The sequence below is a fragment of the Variovorax davisae genome, assembly GCF_030316845.1.
Lineage (GTDB): Bacteria > Pseudomonadota > Gammaproteobacteria > Burkholderiales > Burkholderiaceae_C > Variovorax > Variovorax davisae.
Genome location: NZ_JASZYS010000013.1, coordinates 12,712 through 38,319, shown reverse-complemented (window position 1 = coordinate 38,319; position 25,608 = coordinate 12,712). Strand labels below are relative to the sequence as shown.

The window sequence follows — 25,608 nt, the reverse complement described above, 5'->3', positions numbered from 1 at the left end:
TGCTCCAGGAGTTGCCATGGAACCGATGCCCCCCAGCGCCGTTGTCGGAAGGCGAATCGCCATGAAGCGCAGGTCCGCCCGCGCCCGGGCCGTCCCGGCCACCGCGACGGGCGCGCAGGCCATCGGCACCACCGCCTTGGGCTCGATCGCGGTCGGCGCCCTGGCCTTCGGTGCCTTGGCCATCGGCGCCTTGTCCGTCGGCCGGCTCGTCGTCGGCCGGGCCCGCATCCGGCGCCTGGAGATCGACGAACTCGTGGTTCGCCGCATCCGTGTCGTGGAGCAGGTCACGGCACCGTCGACGCCGGACCCCGGCGGGCCCGGCGCGGCGGCCGATCCAGGCTAGGCCGCGGCAGCCGGCGCCGCGGCGTGGTCGTCGCGCACGGCGTCCAGTTCCAGCGCCAGGAAGTGATGCACCACCGGCGCCTCCGGCCCGATGTGGAAGCGCACCGCCTCGTGCTGGAGGTCGGCGTCGGCCTTCGACACCCGCTGGTGCTGGCGCAGGTGCTCGGCCCACGATTCCACCAGGAACCACTCCATCAGGCGCTCGGGCTCGTGGGTGTGCTCGGTGATGCCCCAGGCGTAGGCGCCGTCGCGGCGGCGCTCCATCGACATCGCCTTCAGGGCCTGCAAGAAGGCCGGCCGGTCTTCCTTGCGGATGCGGTATTCGATCTGCACCATCACGGGCCCGCGGTCGTTGGCCACCGGCGCGTCGAGCAGGGGTTCGGGCCAGTGGTTGGAGGCCTGCAGGTCGGCCTCGCCGGTCGGCAGCCGCACGCGGTGGAAGACGAAGGCCACCACCGTCAAGCCAGCGGCACCGACCAGCAGGGTGGCCGGCACGCCCATCTTCTGCGCCACCAGGCCCCAGCCCAGGCTGCCGGCGGCCATGGCGCCGTTGAAGACCGTCAGGTAGATCGCCAGGCCGCGGCCGCGCACCCAGTTCGGCAGCACACCCTGGGCCACGCCGTTGAGCGTGGTGAGCGCGATGATCCAGCCGCCGCCCAGCACCAACATCAGCAGCACCGCCGCCCATTGCGGCGGCGCGCCGGCCAGCAGCGCCATCACCAGCGCCGACAGCAGCGAGGCCAGCAGCACCAGGCCATCGGCGTCGAGCCTGGCGCGCAGCCGCGGCAGCAGCAAGGCGCCGAGGATCGCGCCGACGCCCACCGCGCCCAGCATCAGCCCGTAGAAGCCCGCCGTGCCGCCGAGCATCCGGCGCGCCACCAGCGGCAGCAGCGCCCAGACCGAGCTCGCGAACAGGAAGAACACCGCCGCGCGCAGCAGCACCACGTGCAGCTCGTGGCTGGCGCGGGCATAGCGCAGGCCGGCCCGGAAGGCGCCGAAGAACTGCTCCGACAGCCCGGTGTCGGGCGTCGGCGGCCGCTTCCACCACAAAAGCGCGGCGACCACGAACACATAGCTCAGCACGTCGGCGCCGTAGGCCGTGGCGGCGCCGAAGCTCGCCAGCAGCAGGCCGCCGGCCGCCGGCCCGATGGCGCGCGCGATGTTGATGCCGAGCGAGTTGAGCGCCACCGCGTTCTTGAGGTCGGCGCGCGGCACCAGCTCGGGCACGATCGACTGCCAGGTCGGCCCCATCAGCGCGGCGCCGATGCCGCCGACGAAGGTCAGCGCGATCAGGTACTCGACGGTCAGCGACTTGGTGCTCGCCAGCAGCAGCAGCGTGCCGCTGACCGCCGCCAGCACCAGCTGGATGAAGATCAGGAAGCGGCGCCGGTCGAGGATGTCCGACAGCACGCCGGCCGGGATCGCCAGCAGGAAGATCGGCAGGGTGGCCGCGGTCTGGACCAGCGCCACGGCGGTCGGGCTGGCCGACAGCTCGGTGACCATCCAGGCGCTGGCGACGTCGCGCATGAAACTGCCGACATTGCCGAGCACGGTGGCCGCCCACAGGACCGCGAACACCGGCTGGCGCAGCGGCGCGAAGCTGCCGGAGGCGCCCGCCGCTTTATCGGCGCTCATGGCGCTCCCTCAGGTCGTGCCAGGCGACCAGCAGGAACCCGCCGACCAGTCCCCAATGCTCGAAGAAGGCATTGGCGACCATGAAGCGCTCGGGCATCGCCAGCTCCCAGAAGCGGTTGGCGACGAAGGTGGCCATCAGCGTGAAGCCGGCCAGGCCCAGGGCGCCGAGCCAGCGGTGGAAGCCCGTGAGGATCATCAGCGCGGCACCGAACTCGAAGACGATCACGGCCGCCGCCAGCGGCCCGGCCGGCGACAGGCCGAAATGGTTCATCTCGGCGACGGCCGAGGCGAAATCGGTCGCCTTGTTGAAGCCGCCCTGCAGATAGGCCGCGCACAGGAACAGCAGCGCCAGCCAGCGCACGGCGGGATGCGTGAAGATCCGCTGCATCACACCGCCCAGCAGGCGCAGCCCAGGGCGCCCCAGAAGCTCTTGAGGTCGGCCACCGGCAGCCGGCTCGACCACGCGGTCGCATGCTGGTGGCCGTGCAGGTTGCAGTCGTTGGCGCAGGCGCAGTCGGCCGCCAGGCGGCGCACGGTCGCCTGCAGCGGCCGGCCCTCCTTGTCGCCCCAGCCCGCGTAGCCGCCAAAGCTGCGCACCGGCGACCAGTCGGGCATGGCCGGCGGCGGCGCGCCCTCGTCCTGCCCGGCGAATTCGCCGGCGCCCCAGACCACCTTGCCGCCGACCATCGTGAGCAGGGCCGTGGTGTCGGCGATCTCGGATTCGGGGCAGGCGAAGAAGTCGCGGTCGGGCACCACCAGGTCGGCCAGCTGCCCGGCCTCGATGCGGCCCTTCTTGCCCACTTCGTTGGAGAACCAGGTCACGTTCTCGGTCCACATGCGCAGCGCCGCTTCGCGGTCCAGGCAGTTGCGCTGGGGCGTGATCTGCAGGCCGCCGACGGTCTTGCCGGTGACCAGCCACGACAGCGACACCCACGGGTTGTAGGAGGCGACGCGGGTCGCGTCGGTGCCGGCCGACACCTTGACGCCCTTTTCGAGCATCCGCTTTACCGGCGGCGTCGCCTCGGCCGCGGCGGCGCCGTAGCGCTCGACGAAATACTCGCCCTGGTAGGCCATGCGGTGCTGCACGGCGATGCCGCCGCCGAGCGCCGCGATGCGGTCGATCGACTTCTCGGAAATGGTCTCGCAGTGGTCGAAGAACCAGTTCAGCCCGGCCAGCGGCGTGTCGCGGTTCACCTTCTCGAAGACGTCGAGCGCGCGCTCGATGGTCTCGTCGTAGGTCGCGTGCAAGCGCCAGGGCCACTTGTTCTGCACCAGCACCCGCACCACCTCCTCGAGTTCGCCCTCCATCTCGGGCGCCATGTCGGGGCGCGGCTGGCGGAAGTCCTCGAAGTCGGCGGCCGAGAACACCAGCATCTCGCCGGCGCCGTTGTGGCGGAAGTAGTCGTCGCCCTGCTTGTATTTCGAGGTCGCGGTCCAGTTCAGGAAGTCCTGCTTCTCCTGCTTGGGCTTCTGCGTGAACAGGTTGTAGGCCAGGCGGATCGTGAGCTGGCCGGCGTCGGCCAGCTGCTGGATCACCTGGTAGTCCTCGGGGAAGTTCTGGAAGCCGCCGCCGGCGTCGATGGCGCCGGTGACGCCGAGCCGGTTCAGCTCGCGCATGAAGTGCCGGGTCGAATTGAGCTGGTAGTCGAAGGGCAGCTTCGGCCCCTTGGCCAGCGTCGCATAGAGGATGCTCGCGTTCGGCTTGGCCAGCAGCAGCCCGGTCGGGTTTCCGGCGCTGTCGCGCACGATCTCGCCGCCGGGCGGGGCCGGCGTCTCCTTCGTGTAGCCGACGGCCCGCAGCGCGGCGCCGTTGAGCAGCGCGCGGTCGTACAGGTGCAGCAGGAACACCGGCGTGTCGGGCGCCACGGCATTGAGTTCGGCGATGGTCGGCAGCCGCTTCTCGGCGAACTGGTGCTCGGTGAAGCCGCCCACCACCCGCACCCATTGCGGTGCCGGCGTGATCGCGACCTGGCGCTTCAGCATGGCCATGGCGTCGGCCAGGCTGCGCACGCCGTCCCAGCGCAGTTCGAGGTTGTAGTTGAGGCCGCCGCGGATGATGTGCAGGTGGTTGTCGATCAGCCCGGGCAGCACCGGGCGGCCATGGAGGTCGACGACCCGGGTGCCGGCGCCGGCCAGCGGCAGGAGGTCCTCGCTGCGGCCCACATGGGTGAAGCGGCCGTCGCGGATCGCGACCGCGCTGGCCGTCGGGTTGTTGCGCGCCAGGGTCGTGAAGCGGCCGTTGTGCAGGATGAGCTCGGGGGCTCGGGTGTCGACCATGTCGGGTTTCCTGGGAGAGAGTTGCTGGGCCGCGGCCTGGCCGCCGAGCGCTGCGCCGAGCGTGCCGAGGAAGAGCCGGCGGCGTCGGGGATCGAAGTCGGCCGTCATGGGGTGTCGCGGTGCGCTGCCGCAGCGTCGGCCGCCGCGACGTCCACCGGCTTCGCGCATTGCGGCAGCTCGCCGAACATGTGGGGCTTGACCTGGTGCTGCAGCCACGAGCTGGCCGCGTGGGACGGCTCGAACAGGCGCTTGACCAGCGGCGGCAGCTGCTCGCCGGCCAGGATGCCGAGCAGGCCCACCAGCGCGATGATCGGCGGCGCCGGCGAGCGCACGCTGAACAGCGCATAGATCACGCCGACCAGGACGCCGAGGGCCAGCGAGACGAGGTAAGGCTTCATGGCCCGCCCCACCCGCTCAGCCTTCGTGGGCGCCGAACATCGACTGGGCGTAGACGATGCCCAGTCCGTAGGCGCCGCCGAACTTCTTGGCGATGCCGGTGGTCATCTCGTAGCTGTCGGTGCGGGCCCAGTCGCGTTGCAGTTCCAGCAGGTACTGCAGCGAGGTCATGGGCTGGGCGCCGGCCTGCACCATGCGGTCCATGGCGCGGTCGTGGGCCTCGGCCGAGACGTCGCCGCAGGCGTCGGCGATGACGTACACCTCGAAGCCCTGGTCGAGCGCCGACAGGGCCGGGCCGACGATGCAGACGCCGGTCCAGAGCCCGCACAGCACGATGCGCGACTTGCCGATCTCGTTGACCTTCTTGATGACGGCGGCGTCCTCCCAGGTGTTCATCGAAGTGCGGTCGAGCATCGCCTGGCCCGGGAAGGCGGCCTTGATCTCGTCGAACATCGGGCCCGAGAAGCTCTTCTCGGCCACGGTCGTGAGGATGGTCGAGGCGCCGAAGCCAGCCGCCGCATGCGCCACCAGCGCCGCGTTGTTGCGCAGCGTGACGGCCTCGATCGAGTGCGTGGCGAAGGCCATCTGCGACTGGAAGTCGATCATGACCAGGGTGTGGTCGGTGGGAGTGAGCAGCTTGGCACCCGGGGCGGGCTTGGCGGTGATGGGCATGGCGGTGACCTTTCGGAAAGCGGAGCGCGTCCGCGGAGTGAAGCCGCCCGAGGTTAATGGACGTCGACCCGGCTGGCTTGAACGATGAGGCGAGAATTTTGCTATTTGTACGGTTGTCGCGGCCGACGCTCGATGGCCTCATCCAAAGCAAACCGTGCATGCGCACAGGTGCTCCACCGCGCGATGCGCATCCGCAGGCAGGTCGGCGCGCTCGTCGACCAGGCGCGCGACCACCTGCGCCGCCAGAGACGCGCGGCGCTCCATGATGGTGCACCACTCGCTGACGGCGAAGCACAGGGCCGAACTCGCAGTCACTTCGGAGCCGAACCACGCTTCTCGAAAGTCGTCGGGCAGAAGCCAGCCCCGAAGGGTTCCCACCAGCGAAACCAGGGCTCGTGCATCGCCAGACGCCAAGGCGCCCAAGCGTGCAATACGCCCCAGGACGTCGATGATTTGCTCGGCATAGATGTCCTGCACTGCCGTCACCATTCGGCGAGGCCAAGCCCCGGATCGAAGCTGGGTCCTGGCCTGCTGCAGGGCCGCTGATGGCGTCTCGGTCCGGCGAGCCAGGGCGTAGGCAGCCGACAGAAGCGGCATGTAGAAGTCGCTGACCGGCGCCACGCAGGCGATGACGGCTCGTACACCATGGAGCTGCAACGCCGCCACGATACCCATCGCGTCGCCCGTATGGGAATTGCCCACGAGACCGCCGACACAGGCCGACAGGAACACTTCCGAAACCGGTGATCGTCGGGAGAGTGCCGCAACGGCCTGGGCGTCGAGTCGGATCTCCCGATCGGCGTCGATCAGCAATGCGCCGTGCAGCGACTCGGCCTCGCCTTCGACGATCCCGTGGCACGCGAGCAGCCAGGAGTCTGCACGCCCGCTGCGACTCAGCCACGTGTCGACGTCCGAGCGAGTCACGATCGCACCCATCCGCAGCCTTGCGATCAGTCTGGCTTCCGCCTCGACGAAGGCGATGGGTGCCCGGGTCCAGCTCGGCTCGACGACGACATCGATGCGCGCCGGTGCCAGATTCCGTGGAGTCATGGCGCGCAGTCTCAGAAAGGCCGGCAATCCGCAATAGAAATGTGCCTGTCCCCAGTGGGGCGCCGCCGCCACGGTATAGCCATGCGTCCCCGGGCCACTGACGACGTGCCACCGCACGATTCGAGGGTGAGCCAGATGCAGGGGCACCCAGAAAGACATGGTGACGAGCACTTCCCAGTCGTCGAACCACGGACCATCGTCGCTCGCCGAATTCGCCGCGTCCCTCGATGTCGTGTCAGTCGCCAGAAGATCACGTGCGCCTGAACTGTGCGAATTCCGACCCGGCTTTGCGAGCGCCCGCAGTCGCTCCTGGACGTTGGTCAGGCCAGGAAACTCGCGAAAGTCCGGCGTCCCGTCAGCCACGATGATGGCCAGCGGCGTCTCCATGCCGCCCAGTGTGTAGAGCACGACGAGCCCCTCCCCGGGCGCCATCTGCGCGGCAATCTTCGAGACCGTGAGCTCCGCGTGCGAGAAGTCCATTGCCGCCAAGGCGGGATCGAGCGCCCTCGCTTCGTCGCGCGCCTCCCGATAGCTGGCAAGCAGCGTGTTCTCATGCGCCTGCAGACGCCGGACCTGCGCCCAGGCGGCAGGCGTTCGATCTGCGTTCGCACGGGCCTGCGCCTCCCCGATCTGGCCGCGAACATCGGCAAGCGCATGCCGAACGGAGGCCAGAACACGCGTTGCTGATTCCGTCGAAGACAGGCTCGATGTCTCTCCGCTGGCGAGGGTCCAGGATTGCAGGCCGTGAAGCGGCGCCAGCGCCACGGTGACCTCGTCCGGCGCCAAGTTCAGGCTCAAGTGCACCCACCAATGGTGAAAAGCGGCGAAATCCTCGCTCGAATTGCGCACGCTGTCGCTTGAACCGAGTTCGCGCAGCTCCTGCAGATGCCTGCTCGTCTCGCGCAGCAGCGGCGGCAATTCCTCGAAGCGCGCTGGCGCTCGGTCCTCCTCGCCGTCAGATCGCATCTGCATGACTTCATCGATCCATGTCTCCACGCACTCTTTCGCGATGCCGAAGACCTCGCGCTTGGCCTGCCTCATCGTTCCAATCGAAGCCAGCAGGCGAAGTGAGAGCGCACGGGTGCAATCGAAATCGCGCTGGATCGAAGCCGCAGCCAGGAAGCGGCCGGCCGCATTCAACGTGCTTGCATGGTCGAGCCCGTTGAGCGACTCCAGTGAATCGAATGCCGTCTCGAACATGGAACGGGCAGCGCCCCATTGGCCAGCCGCGGCTTGTGCTTCGGCCACGTTGAGCGAGGCCAGCAGCGTCTCGGGATGGTGGTCGTCCCCCAGGTCGCGCAGCTTCTCGTATATCGCCTGGCTCAACGCGACGTCGTCGCCGGATTCCGGCTCTGACGAGGGGTCCATTTTTCTGGCTCGCAAGGCCTTGAGCGAATCGGCGCCATGCAACGCCTCGGTTCGGCGACGCAGGTCGCCAAACATGCTTCGGGACTCCCGCTCTCGACCGATCGCCGCGAGAGAATGCGCGAGGTTGTTTGCCGTCGCGAGAGTGAGGGGATGATCGGGTCCGAGAACCCGCTCGCGCACCAGAAGCACCTGCCTCTCCAACTCGCTGGCGCGCGTGAAATCGCCGCGCTCGAACAGTGCGATGCCCAGGGAGTGTGCGATTTGCAGCGATTTCGAGTTGTCCGGACCCCAGCGTTCCCGGGCGATCTCAAGTGCTTCGTCGAGGGTGCGACACGCTTCATCCAGATGGCCGGCCGCCGCCATGGAGGCTCCGCAGGCATTCCAGACATCCAAGGTCTCGAGGTCGTCCACTCCGCGTGCCTCCTGACAGATCCTCAGCAAGTCCACGGCCAAGGACTCAGCTTCTTGTGCCCGTCCCCGCCGCAACAACGTGGCGACGAGGCCGCCGGTCGACTTGATGGTGTCGACGTGGGACGCGCCCAATGTGCGTGTCCGGAGTTCCACGACCCAAACGAAGAGCCGGTGTGCACGTTCCAGCTCATCGAGGTAGGCCGAAGCCACCGCAATCTCGTGCGCGAGTTCCAGAATCGGTTCGGATTCATCCTCGTGGTCGAAGATCCGCAACCTCATCGCCAGCGCGAAGGCACCGGCCGCGGGTCGGTAGCGCCCGTCCTGGAGAGACTCTTTCCCGAATCGAAGCAGGCCCAGTGCCCGTCGCGCCCGCAGCGCCGGGGGCATGCCTGCGCCGCGAGCGTCCAGATAGCGCGATCCTTCCCGGGCATGGGTGCGGATCCCTTCGCACGAGGGTGGCCCATCGTTGGCCTGAAGCAATGCGTCTTCCTCGCCTGTGATCGGCACGTTCGGTCGCCAATCCCTCAGTACGTCCGGCTCGTCCAAGTTCATGCATCGGTCCTCGCTCAGGTCGTCGGGTGGCTGCAGGAGACGATCGCACGGCACGGCGGGTGCCGAGGGTCGATCCAGGGAAGACATTTTCGCCTTGCGGTCGCTTCTACCTGACAATCGGCCACCCGTTTTTCATTGCGGGCAATGAATTCATGAGGTCGCCCATGAACGACGATCATCGCGCCATTGGCGACGGTCCTGGCATCGACGCGCGTGTCGATACCGCCACGCGCCGGCTGACTGCGAATATGCGCGGCAAGGCTTGCATCTGCCGCATGCGCCTCGGGCAAGCCCCGGACCTGACCCTTGCCATCCAGGCCCAAGCGCTCGATGACATGGAACCCGAGTTGTGCATGGAACTCGTCTCGACCGCCTTCGAACTTTTCCTGCAGAGTTCGATACTCGGCGCCACCCTGCGGGCGGAGGCGGATCGGCTGGTCATCGCATTCGCGGCCCGCGCTGCTCCCGCTCCGGTTCCGATCGACGAACTTGTTCGCGCCTACTTCCGTCACTGGCCATTCGACGCCCGAGGCGACCTCGATTCGACTGGCAGCCCGTCCGGGGTCCTCCTGGCCCAGTTGGCCTGGACCCTGGGCCGTGCCGACGTCGGGACAGTGCGCCAGCGCATCGCCCATCTTGCCCGTTTCGAAGGTGCTTGCGCGCAGCTTGCAGCCTCGACGCTCGCGACGGAAGTGACACGGCTGAGCGAACAGGACGAGCCGCCGCTGTGGCCCCCCCTGCCGCCAGCGTTCGAGACTTTCGAGAGCGGAGTTGCCCGACTGCACGTCGGGGATCCGGCTGCAGCGGATCGCGCGGGACAGGCCGTCGAATGCACCGTGTGGTACGGCACGAATCGCCAAGCCGTGGATCCGGACGACGGATCGAAGGGATACGCCAAGGCGCGAGGGCCGAAACTGGAGGTGGGACGCTGTGTCGTGTCGGTGCCGTCGAGCCGCGCGTTCGGCTCGACCGGATCCTCCGCCCTGCTTCGCTGGCTGAAGCGCACGGACGACCGCATCCGACTCAGGGAAACGACGCCGCTCGCCCAGCAGAGGCAGTGGCAGGAGATGAGCGACGCGCTGACGACCACCCAGTCGAGCATCGGGCGGCGCGACGTGCTGCTCTACGTCCACGGCTACAACACCAGCTTCGAGCAAGCGGCCGTGAGGGCGGCTCAGCTGCATGTGGATCTCGGGGTTCCAGGCGTGACTGCGTTCTACAGTTGGCCCTCGCGTGCCAACCTCATGGGCTATTTCGCCGACGAAGCGGCGATCGATGCCAGCGAGACGCACCTCGCGGAATTCGTCCATTCCCTTTGCACCCGGATCGATGCTGGTCGTGTCCACGTGATTGCGCACAGCATGGGAAACCGGGGCCTGCTGCGAGCCCTCGCCCAGTTGGAGGGTTCAGAACGGGCCAAAGGCCTGTTGCGCATCGGCCAGATTTTCCTTGCGGCACCGGACATCGACGTCGAACTCTTCAGTCGGCTGGCTGCGGTGTATCCGAAGCTCTCCGACCGCACCACCCTCTACGTCTCGCGGCGCGATCGCGCTGTCTGGCTGTCCCTGTTTCTGCACCAGTTTCCGCGCGTAGGCTATGCGCCGCCGGTAACGGTGATGGATGGGATCGACACGATCGAGGTGTCCGCCATCGATTTCAGCCAGCTCGGGCACGGAGCCTACGCGCAGGCCGAACCGTTGCTCTACGACATCGGCGGCCTGCTCCGCAACGACCTGATGCCCGCGAGCCGAATCCGCCTGCGGTCCATCGAGAATGAGGCGGGTCGCCAGTACTGGACCTTGGCTCGTTGAGCTGCCGGCGGCCGGCCCCCATCGGCTGCATGGGTTCCGGCTCGCGAACAGGCAAGCAAGCCCGATGCCTTGCGGGCCGAACGCAGGCTCAAAGCACCGCCGCCCGCCCGCAAGCTGGCTTCTTCGAGGCCGGGTCGCCGCCCGCCGCCCGCCGCCAATCAAGCCACCGCCGGCGCCGCGGGCCAGCGCAGGATGTGACCGGTGCGCTCGGTGAACCGCACCAGGTCTTCCGGCGTGTCGATGTCGACCCGAAAGCGTTGGTTGTCGGTGTCGAGCCAGCAGACCCGCTCGGGGTTGGCTTCGCGCCAGCGCCGGCAGGCGCCATTGACGTCCCCGGCCAGCCAGTGGTCGCGCAGGGCGGCCTCGAAGATGACCGGATTGCCGGGCGCGCCCGCCACCCGCGGCACCACCATCGACGCATCGCCGCGCTTCTTGAAGGCGCCGATCAGGTCCGTGATGTCCTGCGCGTTGATCATCGGCTGGTCGGCCAGTGCCACCACCACCGCGTCGAGCTTTCCGGTCAGGGCCTGCAGGCCGATGCGCACCGACGAGGGCTGGCCGTCGTCGGGCGACGGGTTGCGCGCCAGCGTGACCGGAAACTCGCGCACCGCCGCCTCGATCGCCTCTGCATGGTGGCCGAGCACCACCACCACCTCGTCGACGCCGGCGCCCGACAGCGCGATCAGCTGGCGCCGGATCAGCGGCACGCCGCCGAGTTCGAGCAGCGACTTGGGCCGCCCGCCGAGCCGGCTGCCCGAGCCCGCGGCCAGCAGCACGGCGCCCACCACGAGGCGCGAATAAAGACCGCCGCCGCCCTTGAGGATGCAGCCCATGTCAGCCTCCGCAACAGGCCGGCCGGGCCGGCAGCGCGGTGGCCAGCGATGCGGTGCCCGCCGGCCCGGCTGCGACCTGCACCGCGGGCGGCGCCGCCGCCCGGCGCCGGTTCGCGACCACCGCCGCCAGCACCGACAGCGCGATCTCCTCCGGCGTCGAGGCCGAGATCGGATAGCCCGCCGGCGCGACGATCCCGGCCACCGCCTGCGGGTCCGAACCGGCGGTGATCAACGAGTCCTTGAGCACCTGCGCCTTGCGCGCGCTGGCCACGAAGGACACCTGCCTGGCCTTCAGCGAAAGCGCCAGCCCCAGCGCCTGCAGGTCGCGGCGCCCCTGGGTCGCGATCACGACCCAGGCTCCGGTGCCAACCTGCGGCAGCACGGTGGCGGCATCGTCGCGGTCGATCACCCGGTACGCATCGGGATGGTCCGCCGCCCGCGCGCCCTGGGCCACCAGCGTCACCGCGAAGCCGACGCGCGGCGCCAGCTGCACCAGGCTGGCCGCCACCGGCGAGCTGCCGATCACCACCAGCTCGGCGCGCGGCAGCAGCGGATCGACGAACAGCTCCAGCGTGCCCCCCGAATGGCAGGCCATGCCGAACTCGAGCACGTCGTCGAGCTCGCGCTCGTGGCCCTCTTCGGCCGGCGCGATGCGGATCATCCGGGCCCGGCCGTCGGCCAGCGCCTGGCGCACCGTGCGCACCACGGCCGGCTGGGCGCAGCCGCCGCCGACCCAGCCGTGCATCTCGCCATCGGCGGTGACGATCGCCTTGTCGCCCGCATGCGCGGACGCCGGCGCCAGCGCCTTGACGACGCTCACCAGGGCACAGGGCGTGCCGGCCTGCTGCAGCCGGCGCGCGGTCTCGAAGACGGTGTCTGCATTGCTCATGTCGTTCTCCTTCGTGCGGTGGCCCTGCGAATCAGCGCAGGTGCTTCGCGAGGTCGGCGAGATCGCGCAGGCTGTCGAGCCGCGAGAAGCCGTCGACCAGGGTGCGCTGCCCGATCACCGCCTGCATGGCCTGCGATGCCGGCGGCGCCTCGGACGGATGGAACCAGTGCAGCCGCGCGCCCCGGGCCCGCACCCGGGCCAGCTCCGCGGCCAGCCGCTCGGGCGGATCGGCGTCGAAGCCGTCGGACAGCACCCAGACGCGCGCATGGCGCTGCAGCTGCGCGCGTGCATGCACGGCATGGAAGTCCGCCACGCTGCTGGCGATGCGGGTGCCGCCGCCGAAGCCGGCCGTCACCGCGTTGACCTTCTCCTGCACCGCGGCCGAATCGCTGCGCAGCAGCGGCGTGACCTCGGCCAGCCGCGTGTGGAACACGAACACGCGGGCGTTCATGGCGGCGACGAAGGCGCGCGCGATGCGCAGGAACAGCTGCGCATGGGTCTCCATCGAGCGGCTGACATCGACCAGGATGAACAGCCGCGGCCGCTCGCGCCGCGGCGCGCGCCACACCGGATGGATCGGCAGTCCGCCGGTGCGCAGGCTGGCGCGCAGCGTGCGCCGGACATCGAGCCGGTGGCCGTGCGCGTCGTCGTGCCAGCGCCGCGTGAGCCGCTTGCGCAGGCGGCGGGCGATCTGCTCGGCCAGGCTCTGCAGCAGCGCGAGGTCCTGCGGCAGCCATTGCGCCAGCGAGCGGTCGTGCAGCGCCTCGGTGCGGCTGGCGCCGCCCCGGGCACGCTGCAGGGCCGCGTCGTCCGCGGCCACGGGCGGCGCGGCCAGCGCGGTATCGGCCTGGCCGGGCCGGGCCGACGGCGACTCGCCCGCCATGCGCGCGTGCAGGCTCTGCACCAGCTGCTGCAGGTTGCGGCTGGGCCGGGTCTGGCCGCCGACCCGCGTGCGGCCGCGGGTGCGGTCCGGATACCAATAGCTGGCGAACAGCTCGGGCCAGCGCTGCCAGTCGCGCACGTCGTGGCAGGCGATCGCGCGCCAGGCCGGATCGAGCCGGGCGGCGCACTCCACCGGCAGCCGCAGCGCCGCCTGCACGAAGGCCTGCTGCTCGGCGATGCCGACCTTCATGCCGTGGTCGCGCAGCAGCGCCGCGAAGCCGGCGATGCTCTCCAGCGGGCGGGCCACGGTGTTCATGGCGATGCCGGCGTCGGTTGCGGCGCCTTCTCGGCGACGCCGACCGTGCGCCGGCCCTCGAGCAGCTGGCGCACGCGGTCCTCGCCGAGCTGGAACCGGTCCTCGCGCGTCTTGAGCAGGCAGGCCAGGGTGGCGGCGAGCGCCTGGCCATCGTCGGGCAGCTGCTTGAAAGACAGCCGGTGCAGCGCCCGCACCCAGTCGAGCGTCTCGGCCACACCGGGCGTCTTGGCCAGGTCCTCGCGCCGCAGCCGCTGCACGAAGGCAACCGCCTGCTCGACCAGCGCGCCCTCGGCCTCCGGCAGGGTGGCGCGCACGATCGCGATCTCGCGCGCCAGGCTGGGATAGTCGAGGTAGTGGTACAGGCAGCGCCGGCGCAGCGCATCCGAGAGCTCGCGCGTGCCGTTGCTGGTCAGCACCACCTGCGGCACGTGCTTCGCATGCACGGTGCCCAGCTCGGGCACGGTGATCTGGTAGTCGGCCAGCACCTCGAGCAGGAAGGCCTCGAAGGCCTCGTCGGCGCGGTCGATCTCGTCGATCAGCAGCACGCAGGGGGCTTCGCTCGAGATGGCCTGCAGCAGCGGCCGCTCGAGCAGGTAGTCGCGCCCGAACAGGTCCGACTCGGTCAGGCCCCGGTCCTGCGTCTCGCCGAGGCGGATCGCCAGCAGCTGCCGGCCGTAGTTCCACTCGTAGGCGGCCTGCGACAGGTCCAGGCCTTCGTGGCACTGCAGCCGCACCAGCGACTGGCCCCGGGCGCGCGCCAGCGCGGCGGCGAGCGCGGTCTTGCCGACGCCGGCATCGCCCTCCACCAGCAGCGGCCGCTGCAGTTCGCCGGCCAGCCACAAGGTGGTCGCGAGGCTCTCGTCGGCGATGTAGCCGGCCCGGTGCAGCGACTCGCGCAGCTCGGCTTCGGTCATGGAGGACTCAGGCACGTTTGCCGAACAGGCCGGCCACCCAGCCCTTGACCAGCTGCCAGAAGATCGCGAGCGCGTTGATCTCGCTGGCCTGGGCCGGGGCGGGCGGGGCCGCCGGCGCGGGGGCAGCCGCCACCTGCGTCGGCGCGGCCTGCGCCACCGGCAGGGCCGCCGCCGCGACGCGGAAGTTGTCGACGAACTGCCCGAGCAGCATGTCCGACACCTGCACCATCAGCCGGCCGCCGAACTGCGCGAACTTGCCGTTGACGATGACCTCGGCATGGCCCACCAGCACCGCGCTGCCGGCGGTTTCCCCGTCTTCGATCGTGGCCTTCAGGTTCATCGATGCCGACGAGCCGCCGCGGTCCGAGCCCTTGCCCAGCAGCTGCAGCGTGCGGGTCGGCGCGTCGAGCGCCAGCACCTCGATGTCGCCCGCGAAGGCGGCATTGGCCGGGCCGACCTTGACCTTGACCGTGCCCTTGTAGTGGCTGTCGTCCAGCTTCTCGGTGATGGCCGCGCCCGGCATGCAGCCGGCCGTGGCCGGCACGTCGGCCAGCAAGGCCCAGGCGCGCCCGGCATCGACGTCGAGCGGATAGCGTTTGTCGAGTTTGACTTCCATCGGGTTCCTCAGAGCGCCAGGCCGCTTTGCTTCAATTGCTGCCACACGCGGTAAGCACTGTGCGGCATCACCATCTGGCGGACGCCGACATGCGCGAAGGCATCGACCACCGCCGAGGTGAAGGTCGGGATCGAGCCGACATGCGGCGACTCGGCCACGCCCTTGGCGCCCAGCGGATGGTGCGGCGACGGCGTCACCGTGTGGTCGGTCTCCCACTTCGGGGTCTCGACCGCGGTGGGCAGGAAGTAGTCCATCAGCGTGTTGCCCAGCAGGTTGCCCTGGGCGTCGAAAGGCATCTGCTGGCCCATCGCGACCGCATAGCCTTCGGTGAGCCCGCCGTGGATCTGGCCTTCGATGATCATCGGGTTGATGCGCGTGCCGCAGTCGTCCAGCGCATAGAAGCGCCGGACCTTGGTCTCGCCGGTGCCTCGGTCGATGTCGACCACGCAGAGGTAGATCCCGAAGGGGAAGGTGAAGTTCGGCGGGTCGTAGTAGTGCACCGCCTCCAGCCCCGGTTCCAGCCCCGGAGGCGCCTGGTGGTAGGCGGCCCAGGCGATGTCCTTCATCGACTTGAAGCGGGCGTCGTCGCCCTTGACCTTGAAGCGGTCGATCTCCCAGTCGAGGTCGTTCTCGCCGACCTCCAGCAGGTGGGCCGCGATCTTGCGCGCCTTGGCATGGATCTTCCGCGCCGCCAGTGCGATGGCCGCGCCGGCCACCGGCGTCGAACGCGAGCCGTAGGTGCCGAGGCCGTAGGGCGCGGTGCTGGTGTCGCCTTCTTCCACCTGGATCACTTCCGACGGGATGCCCAGCTCGGTCGCGATGATCTGCGCATAGGTGGTCTGGTGGCCCTGCCCCTGCGTGATCGTGCCCATGCGGGCGATCGCGCTGCCGGTCGGGTGGATGCGGATCTCGCAGCTGTCGAACATGCCGACGCCGAGGATGTCGCACATCTTGCTCGGCCCGGCACCGACCACTTCGGTGAAGGCGACCAGGCCGATGCCCATCAGCGTCGGCGAGGCCGGGTCGGCCCGCTGGGCGGCCTGCTCGGCCCGCAGGGCCTGGTAGTCGCAGGCGGCCAGCACCTTGTCGAGCGCGGTCTGGTAGTCGCCCGAGTCGTACTCGAAGCCGAAAGCCGAGGTGTAGGGAAACTGCGCCTTGCGGATGAAGTTCCTGGCCCGGATCTCGGCCTTGTCGATGCCCAGCTGCTGGGCCAGGATGTCGACCATGCGCTCGATCAGGTAGACCGCCTCGGTCACGCGGAACGAGCAGCGGTAGGCCACGCCACCGGGCGCCTTGTTGGTGTAGACGCCCTTCACGCTGCACCAGGCGGCCGGGATGTCGTAGGAGCCCGAGCAGATGTGGAACAGGCCGGCCGGGTACTTGGTCGGGTCGGCACAGGCGTCGAAGGCGCCATGGTCGGCCACCACGTTGACCCTGAGGCCGAGGATCCGGCCGTCTGGCGTGGCGGCGAGTTCGCCGTCCATGTGGTAGTCGCGGGCGAAGGCGGTGCTGGAGATGTTCTCGATCCGGTCCTCGATCCATTTCACCGGCTTGCCCAGCACGATGCTGGCGACGATCGCGCAGACATAACCCGGATAGACGCCGACCTTGTTGCCGAAGCCGCCGCCGATGTCCGGCGAGACGATCCGCACCTTCGACTCCGGGATGCCCGACAGCAGCGACACCACGGTGCGCACCACGTGCGGCGCCTGCGAAGTCATCCAGGTCGTCAGCTCGCCGCGCACCGGGTCGAAGGAGGCCACGCAGCCGCAGGTCTCGAGCGGGCACGGATGCACGCGCGGGTAGAAGATGCGCTCGGCCACCTTCACCGGCGCAGTGTCGAAGGCCGCATCCGCGGCGGCCTTGTCGCCCGCTTCCCAGGTGAAGATGTGGTTGGGGTGGTCGCGCTGGCCGTGCACGCCCTCGGTCTTGCCGGCCAGGTCCTCGCGCAGCACCGGCGCATCGGGCGCCAGCGCGGCGTAGGGGTCGAGCACCACGGGCAGTTCGTCGTACTCGACGATCACGGCCTCGACGCCATCGGCGGCCGCGTAGCGGTCCTCGGCGACCACGACCGCCACTTCCTGCATCTGGAAGTGCACCTTCTCGTCGGCCAGCACCGCCTGCACGTCGCCGGCCAGGGTCGGCATCCAGTGCAGCTTGAGCGGCTTGAGGTCGTCGGCGGTCAGCACCGCGATCACGCCCGGCACCTTGAGCGCCTCGCTCTTGTCGATCTTCCTGATGCGCGCATGCGCCACCGGCGAGCGCACGATGTCCATGTGCAGCATGCCGGGCATCTGGATGTCGTCGACGTAGTGGCCCTTGCCCTGGATGAAGCGCGCGTCTTCCTTGCGCAGGCGGCTGTCGCCCAGGCCCTGCAGCGCGGCGGCGCGTTCGAGCAGTTCGGGGTTGATCGGGGCGTTCATGCGGCCACCTTCTCGGTCTGCTGCAGCTTGGCCGCCGCATGCAGCACCGCCTTCACGATGTTCTGGTAGCCGGTGCAGCGGCACAGGTTGCCGCCGATGCCGGCCCGCACTTCCTCTTCGGTCGGGTTCGGGTTCTCCTGCAGGAAGCGGTAGCTGCGCATCAGCATCCCCGGGGTGCAGAAGCCGCACTGCAGGCCGTGTTCCTTGTAGAAGCCCTCCTGCACCGCGTGCAGCAGCGCACCTTGGGCGAGGCCTTCGACCGTCAGCACCTCCGATCCGTCGCACTGGATCGCCAGGTGGGTGCAGCTCTTGACCGACTGGCCGTCGAGGTCGACCGTGCAGGCACCGCAGTGGCTGGTCTCGCAGCCGATGTGGGTGCCCGTCAGGTGGCAGTCCTCGCGCAGGAAATGGACCAGCAGCGTACGCGGCTCGACCGCCTTCTCCACGCGCTGGCCGTTGAGGGTGAGACTGATGATCTGCTTGCCCATGGGGTCTGCTCCTTGGTCGTTTTTATTTGCAGCGCGACAGCGCCAGGCGCAGCGCGCGCTGCACCATCTGCCCGGCCATCGCGGTCTTGTACTCGCGGTCGCCGCGCAGGTCCTCGGCGGGGTCACAGATCGCCATGGCACGCGCAGCGGCATCGGCGATCGCGGCGTCGGTCGGTGGCTTGCCCAGCAAGGCGGCTTCGGCGTCCGCGGCACGCAGGGCGGTCGGCGCCAGGTTGGTCAGCGCGATGCGCACGTGGCTCACGTTGCCGCCGTCCAGGCGCAGCACCACCGCGGCTGCGGCGGTGGCCCAGTCGCCGGTCTTGCGCTTGAGCTTCTGGTAGGCGTAGCCGGTGCCGGGCGCGAAGGCCGGCATGCGGATCGCGGTCAGCACCTCGTCCTCGGCCATGGCGGTCATGTAGGTGCCCTGGAAGAAGCCGTCGGCAGCGACCTGGCGCGTGCCGTCGGGGCCTTGGAGCACGAAGGTCGCGTCCAGCGCGATCGACAGCGCCGGATGGTCGTTGCCAGGGTCGCCATGCGCGATGTCGCCGCCGATGGTGCCACGGTTGCGCACCTGCGGGTCGGCGATCTGCTTCGCGGCCTCGGGCAGCAGCGCAAGCTTCTGCTGCAGCAGCGCCGAGCGGATGAGCTCGTTCTCGACCGTCATCGCGCCGATCACGATCGTCGCGCCCTCTTCCCGGATGCCGCGCAGGCTGTCGATGCGGTTCAGGTCGATCAGGTGGGCCGGCTGGGCGAAGCGCAGCTTCATCATCGGCAGCAGGCTGTGGCCGCCGGCCAGCAGCTTGGCGTCGCCGCCGTACTGCCCGAGCAGGGCGATCGCGTCGCCCACGGAACGGGGCGCGTGGTAGTCGAATCCGGATGGGATCATCGTTCTTGTCTCCAGTCGTGGGGGCACCAGCCGAACATAAGACGAGGGGATCCGCCAGTCCGGCCGGCCGCACGAACGCGGCCTGGGCGTGCACGAAGCGCGGCGCCGTGCGCATGAACGGCGGGGGCCGGAACGCCGCCCCGGGTTATCCCGGACCCGCCCGGGGCGCAGGCCGGGCGTCGCGAGCAAGCTCTGCGTCAGGGCCCGTCGGCCGGCACCCGGTAGTGGTAGCGATAGCGGTCTTCGAAGCCCAGCGTCGCGTACAGGCGGCGCGCCGCTTCGTTCTGCTCCCGCACCTGCAGGTAGGCCCAGGTCGCGCCCGCTTCGCCGCCCCAGTGCATCAGCGCCTGCGTCAGGGCGCGACCATGGCCGCGTCCGCGGTGGTCCGGGCTCACCACGATGTCGTAGCAACCCAGCGCGCCGCGCTCCAGCACGGCCAGCCCGAAGCCGATCGCTTCGCCCTCTGCGTGCAGGGTGGCGAAGGCGGCCGGCCAGGCGATGGCGCGCACCATGGCATGGTGCAGCTGGTCCTGCGGCGGCGCCACGCCCTGGGCCGTGGCGATGCCTTCCAGCCAGGCCGCAGACGGCGCGGTGTCGATGCGCACGCCAGGCTGCGGCGCCGCGCCTGCCAGCGATGCGCACGCGACCTGCGTCGGGTCGAAGAAGGCATAGCCCGCCTGCGCGAGCTCCCGGTCCGCCTCGGGCGGCGCCAGCGGGGAGAGGCGGAACACGGCCGGCAGGCCGTGCCGCCCATAAAAGGCCTCGGCGGCGCGGCGCACACCCTCGAACGAGGCACCGGGCTGCACGGCGTTGACCGAATTGGCCCGCTTGGTATAGCCGCCCGACAGGCGAAACAGCCAGCCATCGAAGAGGACGGTCTGGCGCGCCGGCCAGGCGTTGAAGCTGCGTTCTTCGAGGGCGCGGACGGTGGTCGGGTCAGGCAAAGTCATCGTGGGAAATCGGTGGCCCGGCCATTCTCGCAAAGCGCCGGGCGCCAGCCGCCGCGCCCCGTCTGCTAGAGCCTGAGCGGGTCGGCCTCGCCGATGCCCAGCTGCTCCAGCAGCCGCGACACGCTGGTGCGCGCCACCGGCAGCGGCGTCGTCTCGCCACGCAGCTTGAGGCTGATCCTGCCTTCGTCGCGCAGGATCTGCTCGGCGAAGTCCAGGTTGGCGAGGTAGCTGCGATGGATGCGCAGGAAGGAGGCGCCGTCGAGCCGCTCCGCCAGGTCGCTGATGTTGAGGTTGCAGAAGCTCGCGCCCTGCGCCGTGCTGACCCAGGTGTAGTGGCCCTCCGAGCGGATGTAGGTCACGGTCTGGACGTCGACCAGCACGATCCGGTTCTGCGACACGGTCGGGATCTTGTGCAGCTGGCGCTTGACCGGCGCCGGCTTCTCGGCCGAAAGGCTGGCCGGCATCGCCGGCTGCACCGGCGCCTCGCCGCTCACCAGTTCGGTGATGTCGTAGAAGATCAGGGTGTAGCCGGTGGTGTCGCCCCGCAAGTCGGACAGCTTGGTCACCTTGATCAGCAGCACCCGCTCGGGGATGTTGATGATCATGGTCATGGGTGGCGGGTTGCTGACCGGGCATTCGGCCTGGTCGAGCAGGAACTTGACCTTGGCCACCGAACGCTCCGGGTGGAAGGACAGCACCATCTTCTCGAACGGCTCCTTGTCCTCGACCGGCAGCACGCGCCGGGCCAGGCTGTTCATGGCGACGACCCGCAGCTCGCGGTCGAGCTCGACCACGCCGGGGTCGAATCGTTCCAACAGGTAGAGCGGGCTGCGCACGGGCATCGAGGTCTCCAGCGGCGTGTGATCCGCCTTGGCGCGATTGAAGCACGCGCCCTGCGGCCCGTCGACCGGGGTTGCCCCGGGCTCAGGTCGCCTCAGGCCAGCCGCTCGCCGATGCGCCTGGCGGCGTCCTTGACGAGGTGCGCCAGCCGGTCGGTGTCGACGATCGCCAGGCGGGCGGTGTCGAGCACCAGCGAGATCGCGCCCCAGACGCCGCCCTCGGACTTCTCGATCGGCGCCGCCAGCGCCGCCAGCTGGGGTTCGAGCTCGCCCACGGAGAGGTAGTGGCCGGCCTTGCGGATCGCCGCGTAGTAGCGCCTGAAATCGCTCCACTCCGAGGGCAGCCCGCAGCGGACGATTTCCGCCTGCCGGGTGTCGAAGAGCTTGTGCAGCGGCGCCGGCGCGAAGCTGGCGACGATGACCTTGGGCGCCGCGCCCTGGAACAGCGGCCGCGGCCGGCCGCGGCCGTAGGCCAGGGCCGCGGGCGCGCTGCCGGCTTCCCGGTGGGTGTCGAGCAGCTGGGTGCCGAACAGGCCCGAGCTGACGCAGTCGAAGCCGGTCTGCTGGACCAGTTCGCGCATCACCGGAATGCCTTCGCGCAGCACCGGGTCGGCCTTGCGGATGTAGTGGTCGAGCAGGATGATGCGCGGCCCCAGGGTGTAGCAGGAGTTCTCGACCCGCTGCAGCAGGCCGGCTTCGACCAGCATCCGCACGTAGCGGTAGCCGGTCGGCAGCGACACCTCCAGCTCGGTCGCGATGTCCTCCGCGGTCCGCGTCAGGCAGTGGTCGTCGAACAGGTCGAGCACATCGAGCATGCGTCCCAGGCTGGATGTTGATTTTTCCGCCACCAGAGTCCTTCGTTCATTCGTTGCTTCACGGCGCGAACCGGCCGGTGCGCGCGCGGCTCCGACGATATATCGATCCGCTGCGGCCCATCCGCCGTCTTCCGAAGATATTCGCTCCTTTTATTATCGTATTTTGACAATTCAAGCATTCTAAGTACCATTGCGACGTGGTGCAGCCGCGCCGCTATCACAAGGAGACATTCGATGATCGATTTGCAGACCTGGGGCCGCCGCCTGCTGGCGGCCACGGCCGCCGTCGCCGCGCTCACGGCCCACGCGCAGGACTACCCGACCAAGCCGGTGCGGATCATCGCGCCCTTCCCGGCCGGCAGCGGGCCCGATGCCAATGCGCGCGAGATCGCCGCCGAGCTGACGAAGATCCTGGGCCAGTCCTTTTTCGTCGAGAACCGCCCCGGGGCCTCGAACATCATCGGCACCGAAGTCGCCGCCAAGGCACCGGCGGACGGCTATTCGCTCTACATCGGCACCACCAGCTCGCTGTCGGTCGTGCCGCACCTCTATGCGAAGCTGCCCTTCAATGCCGAGAAGGACTTCGCCCCGGTGAGCCTGCTCGGCGTGCTCAACACCGGCCTCATCGCCAACCCGAGCCTGCCGGTCAAGGACGCCCGCGCGCTGATCGCCGAACTCAAGGCCAAGCCCGATTCAGTGACCGTCGCGACGGCCGGCATCGGCAGCTACTCGCACCTGTCGGGCGTGTGGTTCAACAACGCCGCGGGCGTCAAGACCAACCTGGTGCCCTACAACAGCAACAGCCCCTACACCGACCTGATGGGGGGCCAGGTGCAGGCCATGTTCGACGGCCTGCCGGCGGCGGCCGGCAACATCCGCGCCGGCAAGCTCAAGCTGCTGGCCATCACCGGCAAGCAGCGCCACCCGAGCTTCCCGGACGTGCCGACCTTCGCCGAAGCCGGCCTGCCCGACTACGCGCCGATCGCCTGGCAGGGCATCCTGGCGCCGGCCGGCACGCCCAAGCCGATCCTCGACAAGCTCAGCGCCGCGATGCAGAAGGCCTGCCAGTCGCCGGAGCTGGCACAGCGCTGGACCGAGTACGGCGGCGCGCTGCGCTGCAACACGCCGGCCGAGTTCACCGCCTTCATCGAGGCCGACCGCGCGATGTGGGGCAAGGTGATCCGCGAAGCCAACATCAAGCTGGATTGAGCGTCGGGGGCGCTAAGCTGCGCGCATGCAACGCCGCCAGCTCCTGCTCTGCGCCGCCGGCGCAACCCTCGCGGGCTGCGCCGCTTCGCCAGGCCGCACGCCCGCTGCGGCGCACGCCGGGCATGCGGGGCCGCCCGCCCTCCCCGCCGCACCTTCATCCGCCGAGCCGTATGCCCGGCTGCAGGGCGGCGTGCCGCACCACCTCACGCCCGACCAGGAATCGCAGCGCCGGACCGACAGCCCCGCGCCCGCCGGCCCGCCCGGCCAGTGGGCGGCGCGTGCCGCGCTGCCGCTGCCGCGCAGCGAGATGGCCTGGGCCACGGCGACCGCGGGGCGCATGCATGTGGTCGGCGGCTACGGCGAGGGCGCGGTCAACCGCGCCTATCACCACATCTACGACCCGGCGCTCGACCGCTGGCTGCAGGGAGCGCCGTTGCCGCGCGGCGCCAACCACGTGGCGGTGGCCTCGGACGCGCGCTTCGTCTACGCGCTCGGCGGCTTCGTCGAGCAGAACCGCCTGTCGGACACCCATGCCTATGCCTACGAGCTGGCGGCCGATCGCTGGCGCGAGATCGCACCGCTGCGGCGGCCGCGCGGCGCCGCGGCGGCCGTCATGCTGGACGGCAAGCTGCACCTGGTCGGCGGCGCCTCCGAGCCCGCGAGCGAACGCGCCAGCGTCGGCTGGCACGAGGTCTACGATCCGCAAGCCGATGCCTGGAGCCAGCGCAAGCCGCTGCCGGGCGCGCGCGACCACGTCGGCTGCGTCGCCCACGCAGGGCTGATCCACGTGATCGGCGGGCGCTTCAACACTTTCGAATACAACACCGACCTGCACCATGTCTACCTGCCGGCGCGCGACACCTGGGAGTTGCGCGCGCCGCTGCCGACGGCGCGCTCGGGCCACGGGCTGGTGGTGCTGCGCGGGCGCTTCTACGCCATGGGCGGCGAAGGCGGCATCCTGGCTGGCGGCGTGCCGCGCCAGGCCACCGTGTTCGGCCAGATGGAAAGCTACGACCCTGCCACCGACGGCTGGCAGCGGCACGCGCCGATGCCGACGCCCCGGCACGCGGTCGGCGCGGCCGCGATCGGCGACCGGATCTACGTCGCGGGCGGCGGCGCCGTGCTGGGCGGCGCGGTGCAGTCCGCGGTGCACGAAGCCTTCACGCCGGGCTGACGCGGGCCCTCGGGCGCCCTAGTGATCGAAGTGAAACCCGACCGTCGCCCGCTCGCCCGCGCGCCGGGAGGTCACGCGGTCGGCGAAGCGCCGCAGCAGGAAGCCGGCCAGCCGGCGCTCGCCGTGGTCGGACTCGATGATCTCCTCGATCGAGGGCCGCTGTTCCGGCAGTTCGAGCTGGTCGCCGACATAGGACACCCGCAGGTCGAGGTTGAACTCGTCGAACGAGGCCTCGACGTGCAGCGGCCCCGAGGCGACGCCGCTGCCGGCCAGGGTCTCGATCGATTGCACGAGGTTGAACTTGGCCCGCTCGATCACGTCGGCGCGCGCCCCCCAGGCCGCGCCCTGGCCGTCGAGGAACTCCTCCAGCGCCTCCGGGTCGATCGCTTCGGGCGCCACGCTCATCGAGACGCTGCGCCGCAGCCCGATGCGGAACAGCAGATTGAGGCCGAGGCCCACCAGCGTGCCGAACACCAGCGAGTTGCCGAACGACGGCCGCAGCGCCGGCGGCAGCACCACCAGCAGGCCCGGGAAGATCTCCACCGCCAGGCCGAAGACGATCGCCAGCCCGATCACCAGAGTCTTGCGCGCGTCGAGCAGGCGAGAGGTCATGATGACCAGGCCGTTGGTGACGATGAAGGTCGACGAGAACACCAGCGCCGCGCCGAGCACCGGCCGCGGCACCAGGTTGAACAGCATGCCCAGCTTCGGCACGAAGGCGAACACCAGCAGGATGGCGGCCACCGACCAGCCGACGCACCGGCTGGCCACCCCGGTGGCCGTCGCCAGGCCGACCGCGCTGCTCGATGAATTGATGCCCGGCGCGCCGATCGCGCCGGCGACGACCGAGCCGAGCCCGTCGGCCAGCACGCCGCGGCTGATGGAACGCATGTCGGCGCGCACCCAGCCCACCTGGTTGGCCTTCTGCGAGGTCGTGACATTGCCGATCACCTTCAGCACCGCGGCCACCGCGCCGATCAGGAACGGCAGCACCAGGGCGGCATCGAAGGACCAGCCCACGTGGCCCAGCAGGGGCGTCGCGAACAGGGGCGCGGCGGACAGGCGGGCGACCTCCTGGGCCTCGAAGCGCCCCAGCATCCAGCCGGCCGCGCAGCCCGCCAGCAGCCCGATCAGGACGCTGAACACCCGCAGCGCACCGCGGCCCCACACGTTCAGCGCCACCATCAGGCCGAGCGTGCCCAGGCCCAGCAGCAAGTCGACCTCGGCCGGGTCGGTGGCGGCTGGGCCGCCGCCGAGCGCGGTGCGCAGGCCGACCACGCCCACCGAGACGCCGGTCAGCAGCACCACCAGGCCGGTGATCTCGGGCGTGAAGACCGGACGCAGGCGCGGCAGCACGCGCGCCAGCGCGACCTCGAACAGGCCGGCCAGCATGGTCATCCCGAAGACCGCGGCGAGGTTGCCGCTGCGCGCCGCCACCAGCGAAGGCACGATGTAGACCACGCTGGAGGTCGGCTGGCACAGGAAGCCCGAGCCGATCGGCCCGATCGTGATGACCTGCAGCAGGGTCGCGACGGCCAGCGCGATCAGCGTGGCGCTGACCAGCGAGGCCGCGACCTCGGCCGATGCACCGGCCGCCTGCGCGATCAGCACCGGGTAGACCAGGTAGATCGACATCAGCCCGACATGCTGCAGTCCGCTGAGGATGTTGACGCCCAGCGGCGGCGTGTCGTCGACGCCATAGATGAGCCCGGCAGGCTTGTGCGACATCGGCTTCCAATCCTGGAGGCTCGATGTGTCCGTCGAGCCGATGGTTGAGACGCGCGGCCGCCGGGCTTGGTTTGCCGAGGGCCGCGCGCATCATAGCGGGCGAGACGGCGGGAGACGCTCGGCCCGCTGCCG

The 25,608-nt window shown here is 70.0% G+C and carries 22 protein-coding genes; 4 read left to right on the top strand and 18 right to left on the bottom strand.

The annotated features are described in order from the left end of the window. Positions 1-61: 61 nt before the first annotated feature. A complete protein-coding gene (locus QTI33_RS25890; RefSeq protein WP_286509233.1) occupies positions 62-343 on the top strand; it encodes a hypothetical protein in 282 nt (93 codons plus the stop codon). Here the strand turns inward: QTI33_RS25890 and QTI33_RS25885 are convergent. The 6 genes from QTI33_RS25885 to QTI33_RS25860 all read right to left on the bottom strand — a co-directional run bounded on the left by QTI33_RS25885 (position 340) and on the right by QTI33_RS25860 (position 8,703). Next, positions 340-1,977 carry an MFS transporter gene (locus QTI33_RS25885; protein WP_286509232.1) on the bottom strand — a complete coding sequence of 546 codons (1,638 nt, stop codon included), beginning with the start codon at positions 1,975-1,977 and terminating at the stop codon, positions 340-342. The two genes, QTI33_RS25890 and QTI33_RS25885, sit on opposite strands and share 4 nt — an antisense overlap. Next, a complete protein-coding gene (locus tag QTI33_RS25880) occupies positions 1,964-2,365 on the bottom strand; it encodes a DoxX family protein (RefSeq protein WP_286509231.1) in 402 nt (133 codons plus the stop codon). Before QTI33_RS25880 ends, QTI33_RS25885 begins: the two co-directional genes overlap by 14 nt. Further along, positions 2,365-4,254: an amidohydrolase gene (locus QTI33_RS25875; RefSeq protein WP_286509393.1), complete on the bottom strand. Its 1,890-nt coding sequence runs from the start codon at positions 4,252-4,254 to the stop codon at positions 2,365-2,367. The genes QTI33_RS25880 and QTI33_RS25875 overlap by 1 nt, the downstream gene beginning before the upstream one ends. A gap of 104 nt (positions 4,255-4,358) precedes the next feature. Next, positions 4,359-4,652, bottom strand: coding sequence for a XapX domain-containing protein (locus QTI33_RS25870; protein ID WP_286509230.1), 294 nt, complete (start codon positions 4,650-4,652; stop codon positions 4,359-4,361). Between the two features lie 16 nt (positions 4,653-4,668). Beyond that, positions 4,669-5,322: a hydrolase gene (locus tag QTI33_RS25865; protein ID WP_286509229.1), complete on the bottom strand. Its 654-nt coding sequence runs from the start codon at positions 5,320-5,322 to the stop codon at positions 4,669-4,671. A gap of 138 nt (positions 5,323-5,460) precedes the next feature. Then, on the bottom strand, positions 5,461-8,703 hold the full coding sequence (locus QTI33_RS25860; RefSeq protein WP_286509228.1) for a tetratricopeptide repeat protein: 3,243 nt from the start codon (positions 8,701-8,703) through the stop codon (positions 5,461-5,463). Between the two features lie 164 nt (positions 8,704-8,867). On the opposite strand from QTI33_RS25860, the gene QTI33_RS25855 reads away from it, so the two are divergent. After that, positions 8,868-10,514: an alpha/beta hydrolase gene (locus QTI33_RS25855; protein ID WP_286509227.1), complete on the top strand. Its 1,647-nt coding sequence runs from the start codon at positions 8,868-8,870 to the stop codon at positions 10,512-10,514. Between the two features lie 158 nt (positions 10,515-10,672). On the opposite strand, the gene QTI33_RS25850 is transcribed toward QTI33_RS25855, so the two are convergent. From QTI33_RS25850 to QTI33_RS25800, 11 genes are all read right to left on the bottom strand, one after another. Beyond that, positions 10,673-11,347: a nucleotidyltransferase family protein gene (locus QTI33_RS25850; RefSeq protein ID WP_286509226.1), complete on the bottom strand. Its 675-nt coding sequence runs from the start codon at positions 11,345-11,347 to the stop codon at positions 10,673-10,675. A gap of 1 nt (position 11,348) precedes the next feature. Beyond that, entirely contained in the window at positions 11,349-12,236 is an 888-nt protein-coding gene (locus QTI33_RS25845; protein ID WP_286509225.1) for an XdhC family protein, read from the bottom strand. 31 nt (positions 12,237-12,267) lie between these two features. Continuing rightward, positions 12,268-13,434: a VWA domain-containing protein gene (locus QTI33_RS25840; RefSeq protein ID WP_286509224.1), complete on the bottom strand. Its 1,167-nt coding sequence runs from the start codon at positions 13,432-13,434 to the stop codon at positions 12,268-12,270. Continuing rightward, a complete protein-coding gene (locus QTI33_RS25835; protein WP_286509223.1) occupies positions 13,431-14,348 on the bottom strand; it encodes an AAA family ATPase in 918 nt (305 codons plus the stop codon). Before QTI33_RS25835 ends, QTI33_RS25840 begins: the two co-directional genes overlap by 4 nt. A gap of 7 nt (positions 14,349-14,355) precedes the next feature. Beyond that, complete coding sequence (locus QTI33_RS25830; protein ID WP_286509222.1) at positions 14,356-14,964, bottom strand: SRPBCC family protein; 609 nt, start codon at positions 14,962-14,964, stop codon at positions 14,356-14,358. Positions 14,965-14,972: 8 nt separating this feature from the next. Then, complete coding sequence (locus QTI33_RS25825; RefSeq protein ID WP_286509221.1) at positions 14,973-17,387, bottom strand: aerobic carbon-monoxide dehydrogenase large subunit; 2,415 nt, start codon at positions 17,385-17,387, stop codon at positions 14,973-14,975. Further along, on the bottom strand, positions 17,384-17,875 hold the full coding sequence (locus QTI33_RS25820; RefSeq protein WP_286509220.1) for a (2Fe-2S)-binding protein: 492 nt from the start codon (positions 17,873-17,875) through the stop codon (positions 17,384-17,386). Before QTI33_RS25820 ends, QTI33_RS25825 begins: the two co-directional genes overlap by 4 nt. 22 nt (positions 17,876-17,897) lie before the next feature. After that, the gene (locus QTI33_RS25815; protein WP_286509219.1) at positions 17,898-18,761 is read right to left on the bottom strand and encodes an FAD binding domain-containing protein; all 864 of its coding nucleotides are present in this window, start codon (positions 18,759-18,761) and stop codon (positions 17,898-17,900) included. Positions 18,762-18,958: 197 nt separating this feature from the next. Continuing rightward, positions 18,959-19,711, bottom strand: coding sequence for a GNAT family N-acetyltransferase (locus QTI33_RS25810; protein WP_286509218.1), 753 nt, complete (start codon positions 19,709-19,711; stop codon positions 18,959-18,961). A 65-nt stretch (positions 19,712-19,776) separates the two neighbouring features. Next, entirely contained in the window at positions 19,777-20,553 is a 777-nt protein-coding gene (locus tag QTI33_RS25805; RefSeq protein WP_286509217.1) for a PAS domain-containing transcriptional regulator, read from the bottom strand. A gap of 92 nt (positions 20,554-20,645) precedes the next feature. Further along, a complete protein-coding gene (locus tag QTI33_RS25800) occupies positions 20,646-21,365 on the bottom strand; it encodes an IclR family transcriptional regulator (protein ID WP_286509216.1) in 720 nt (239 codons plus the stop codon). A 234-nt stretch (positions 21,366-21,599) separates the two neighbouring features. Here QTI33_RS25800 and QTI33_RS25795 point away from each other — a divergent pair, with 234 nt between their 5' ends. Further along, positions 21,600-22,574, top strand: coding sequence for a Bug family tripartite tricarboxylate transporter substrate binding protein (locus QTI33_RS25795; protein ID WP_286509215.1), 975 nt, complete (start codon positions 21,600-21,602; stop codon positions 22,572-22,574). Between the two features lie 25 nt (positions 22,575-22,599). Further along, entirely contained in the window at positions 22,600-23,748 is a 1,149-nt protein-coding gene (locus QTI33_RS25790) for a Kelch repeat-containing protein (RefSeq protein ID WP_286509214.1), read from the top strand. An 18-nt stretch (positions 23,749-23,766) separates the two neighbouring features. On the opposite strand, the gene QTI33_RS25785 is transcribed toward QTI33_RS25790, so the two are convergent. Further along, complete coding sequence (locus QTI33_RS25785) at positions 23,767-25,476, bottom strand: uracil-xanthine permease family protein (RefSeq protein WP_286509213.1); 1,710 nt, start codon at positions 25,474-25,476, stop codon at positions 23,767-23,769. Between the last annotated feature and the right edge of the window lie 132 nt (positions 25,477-25,608).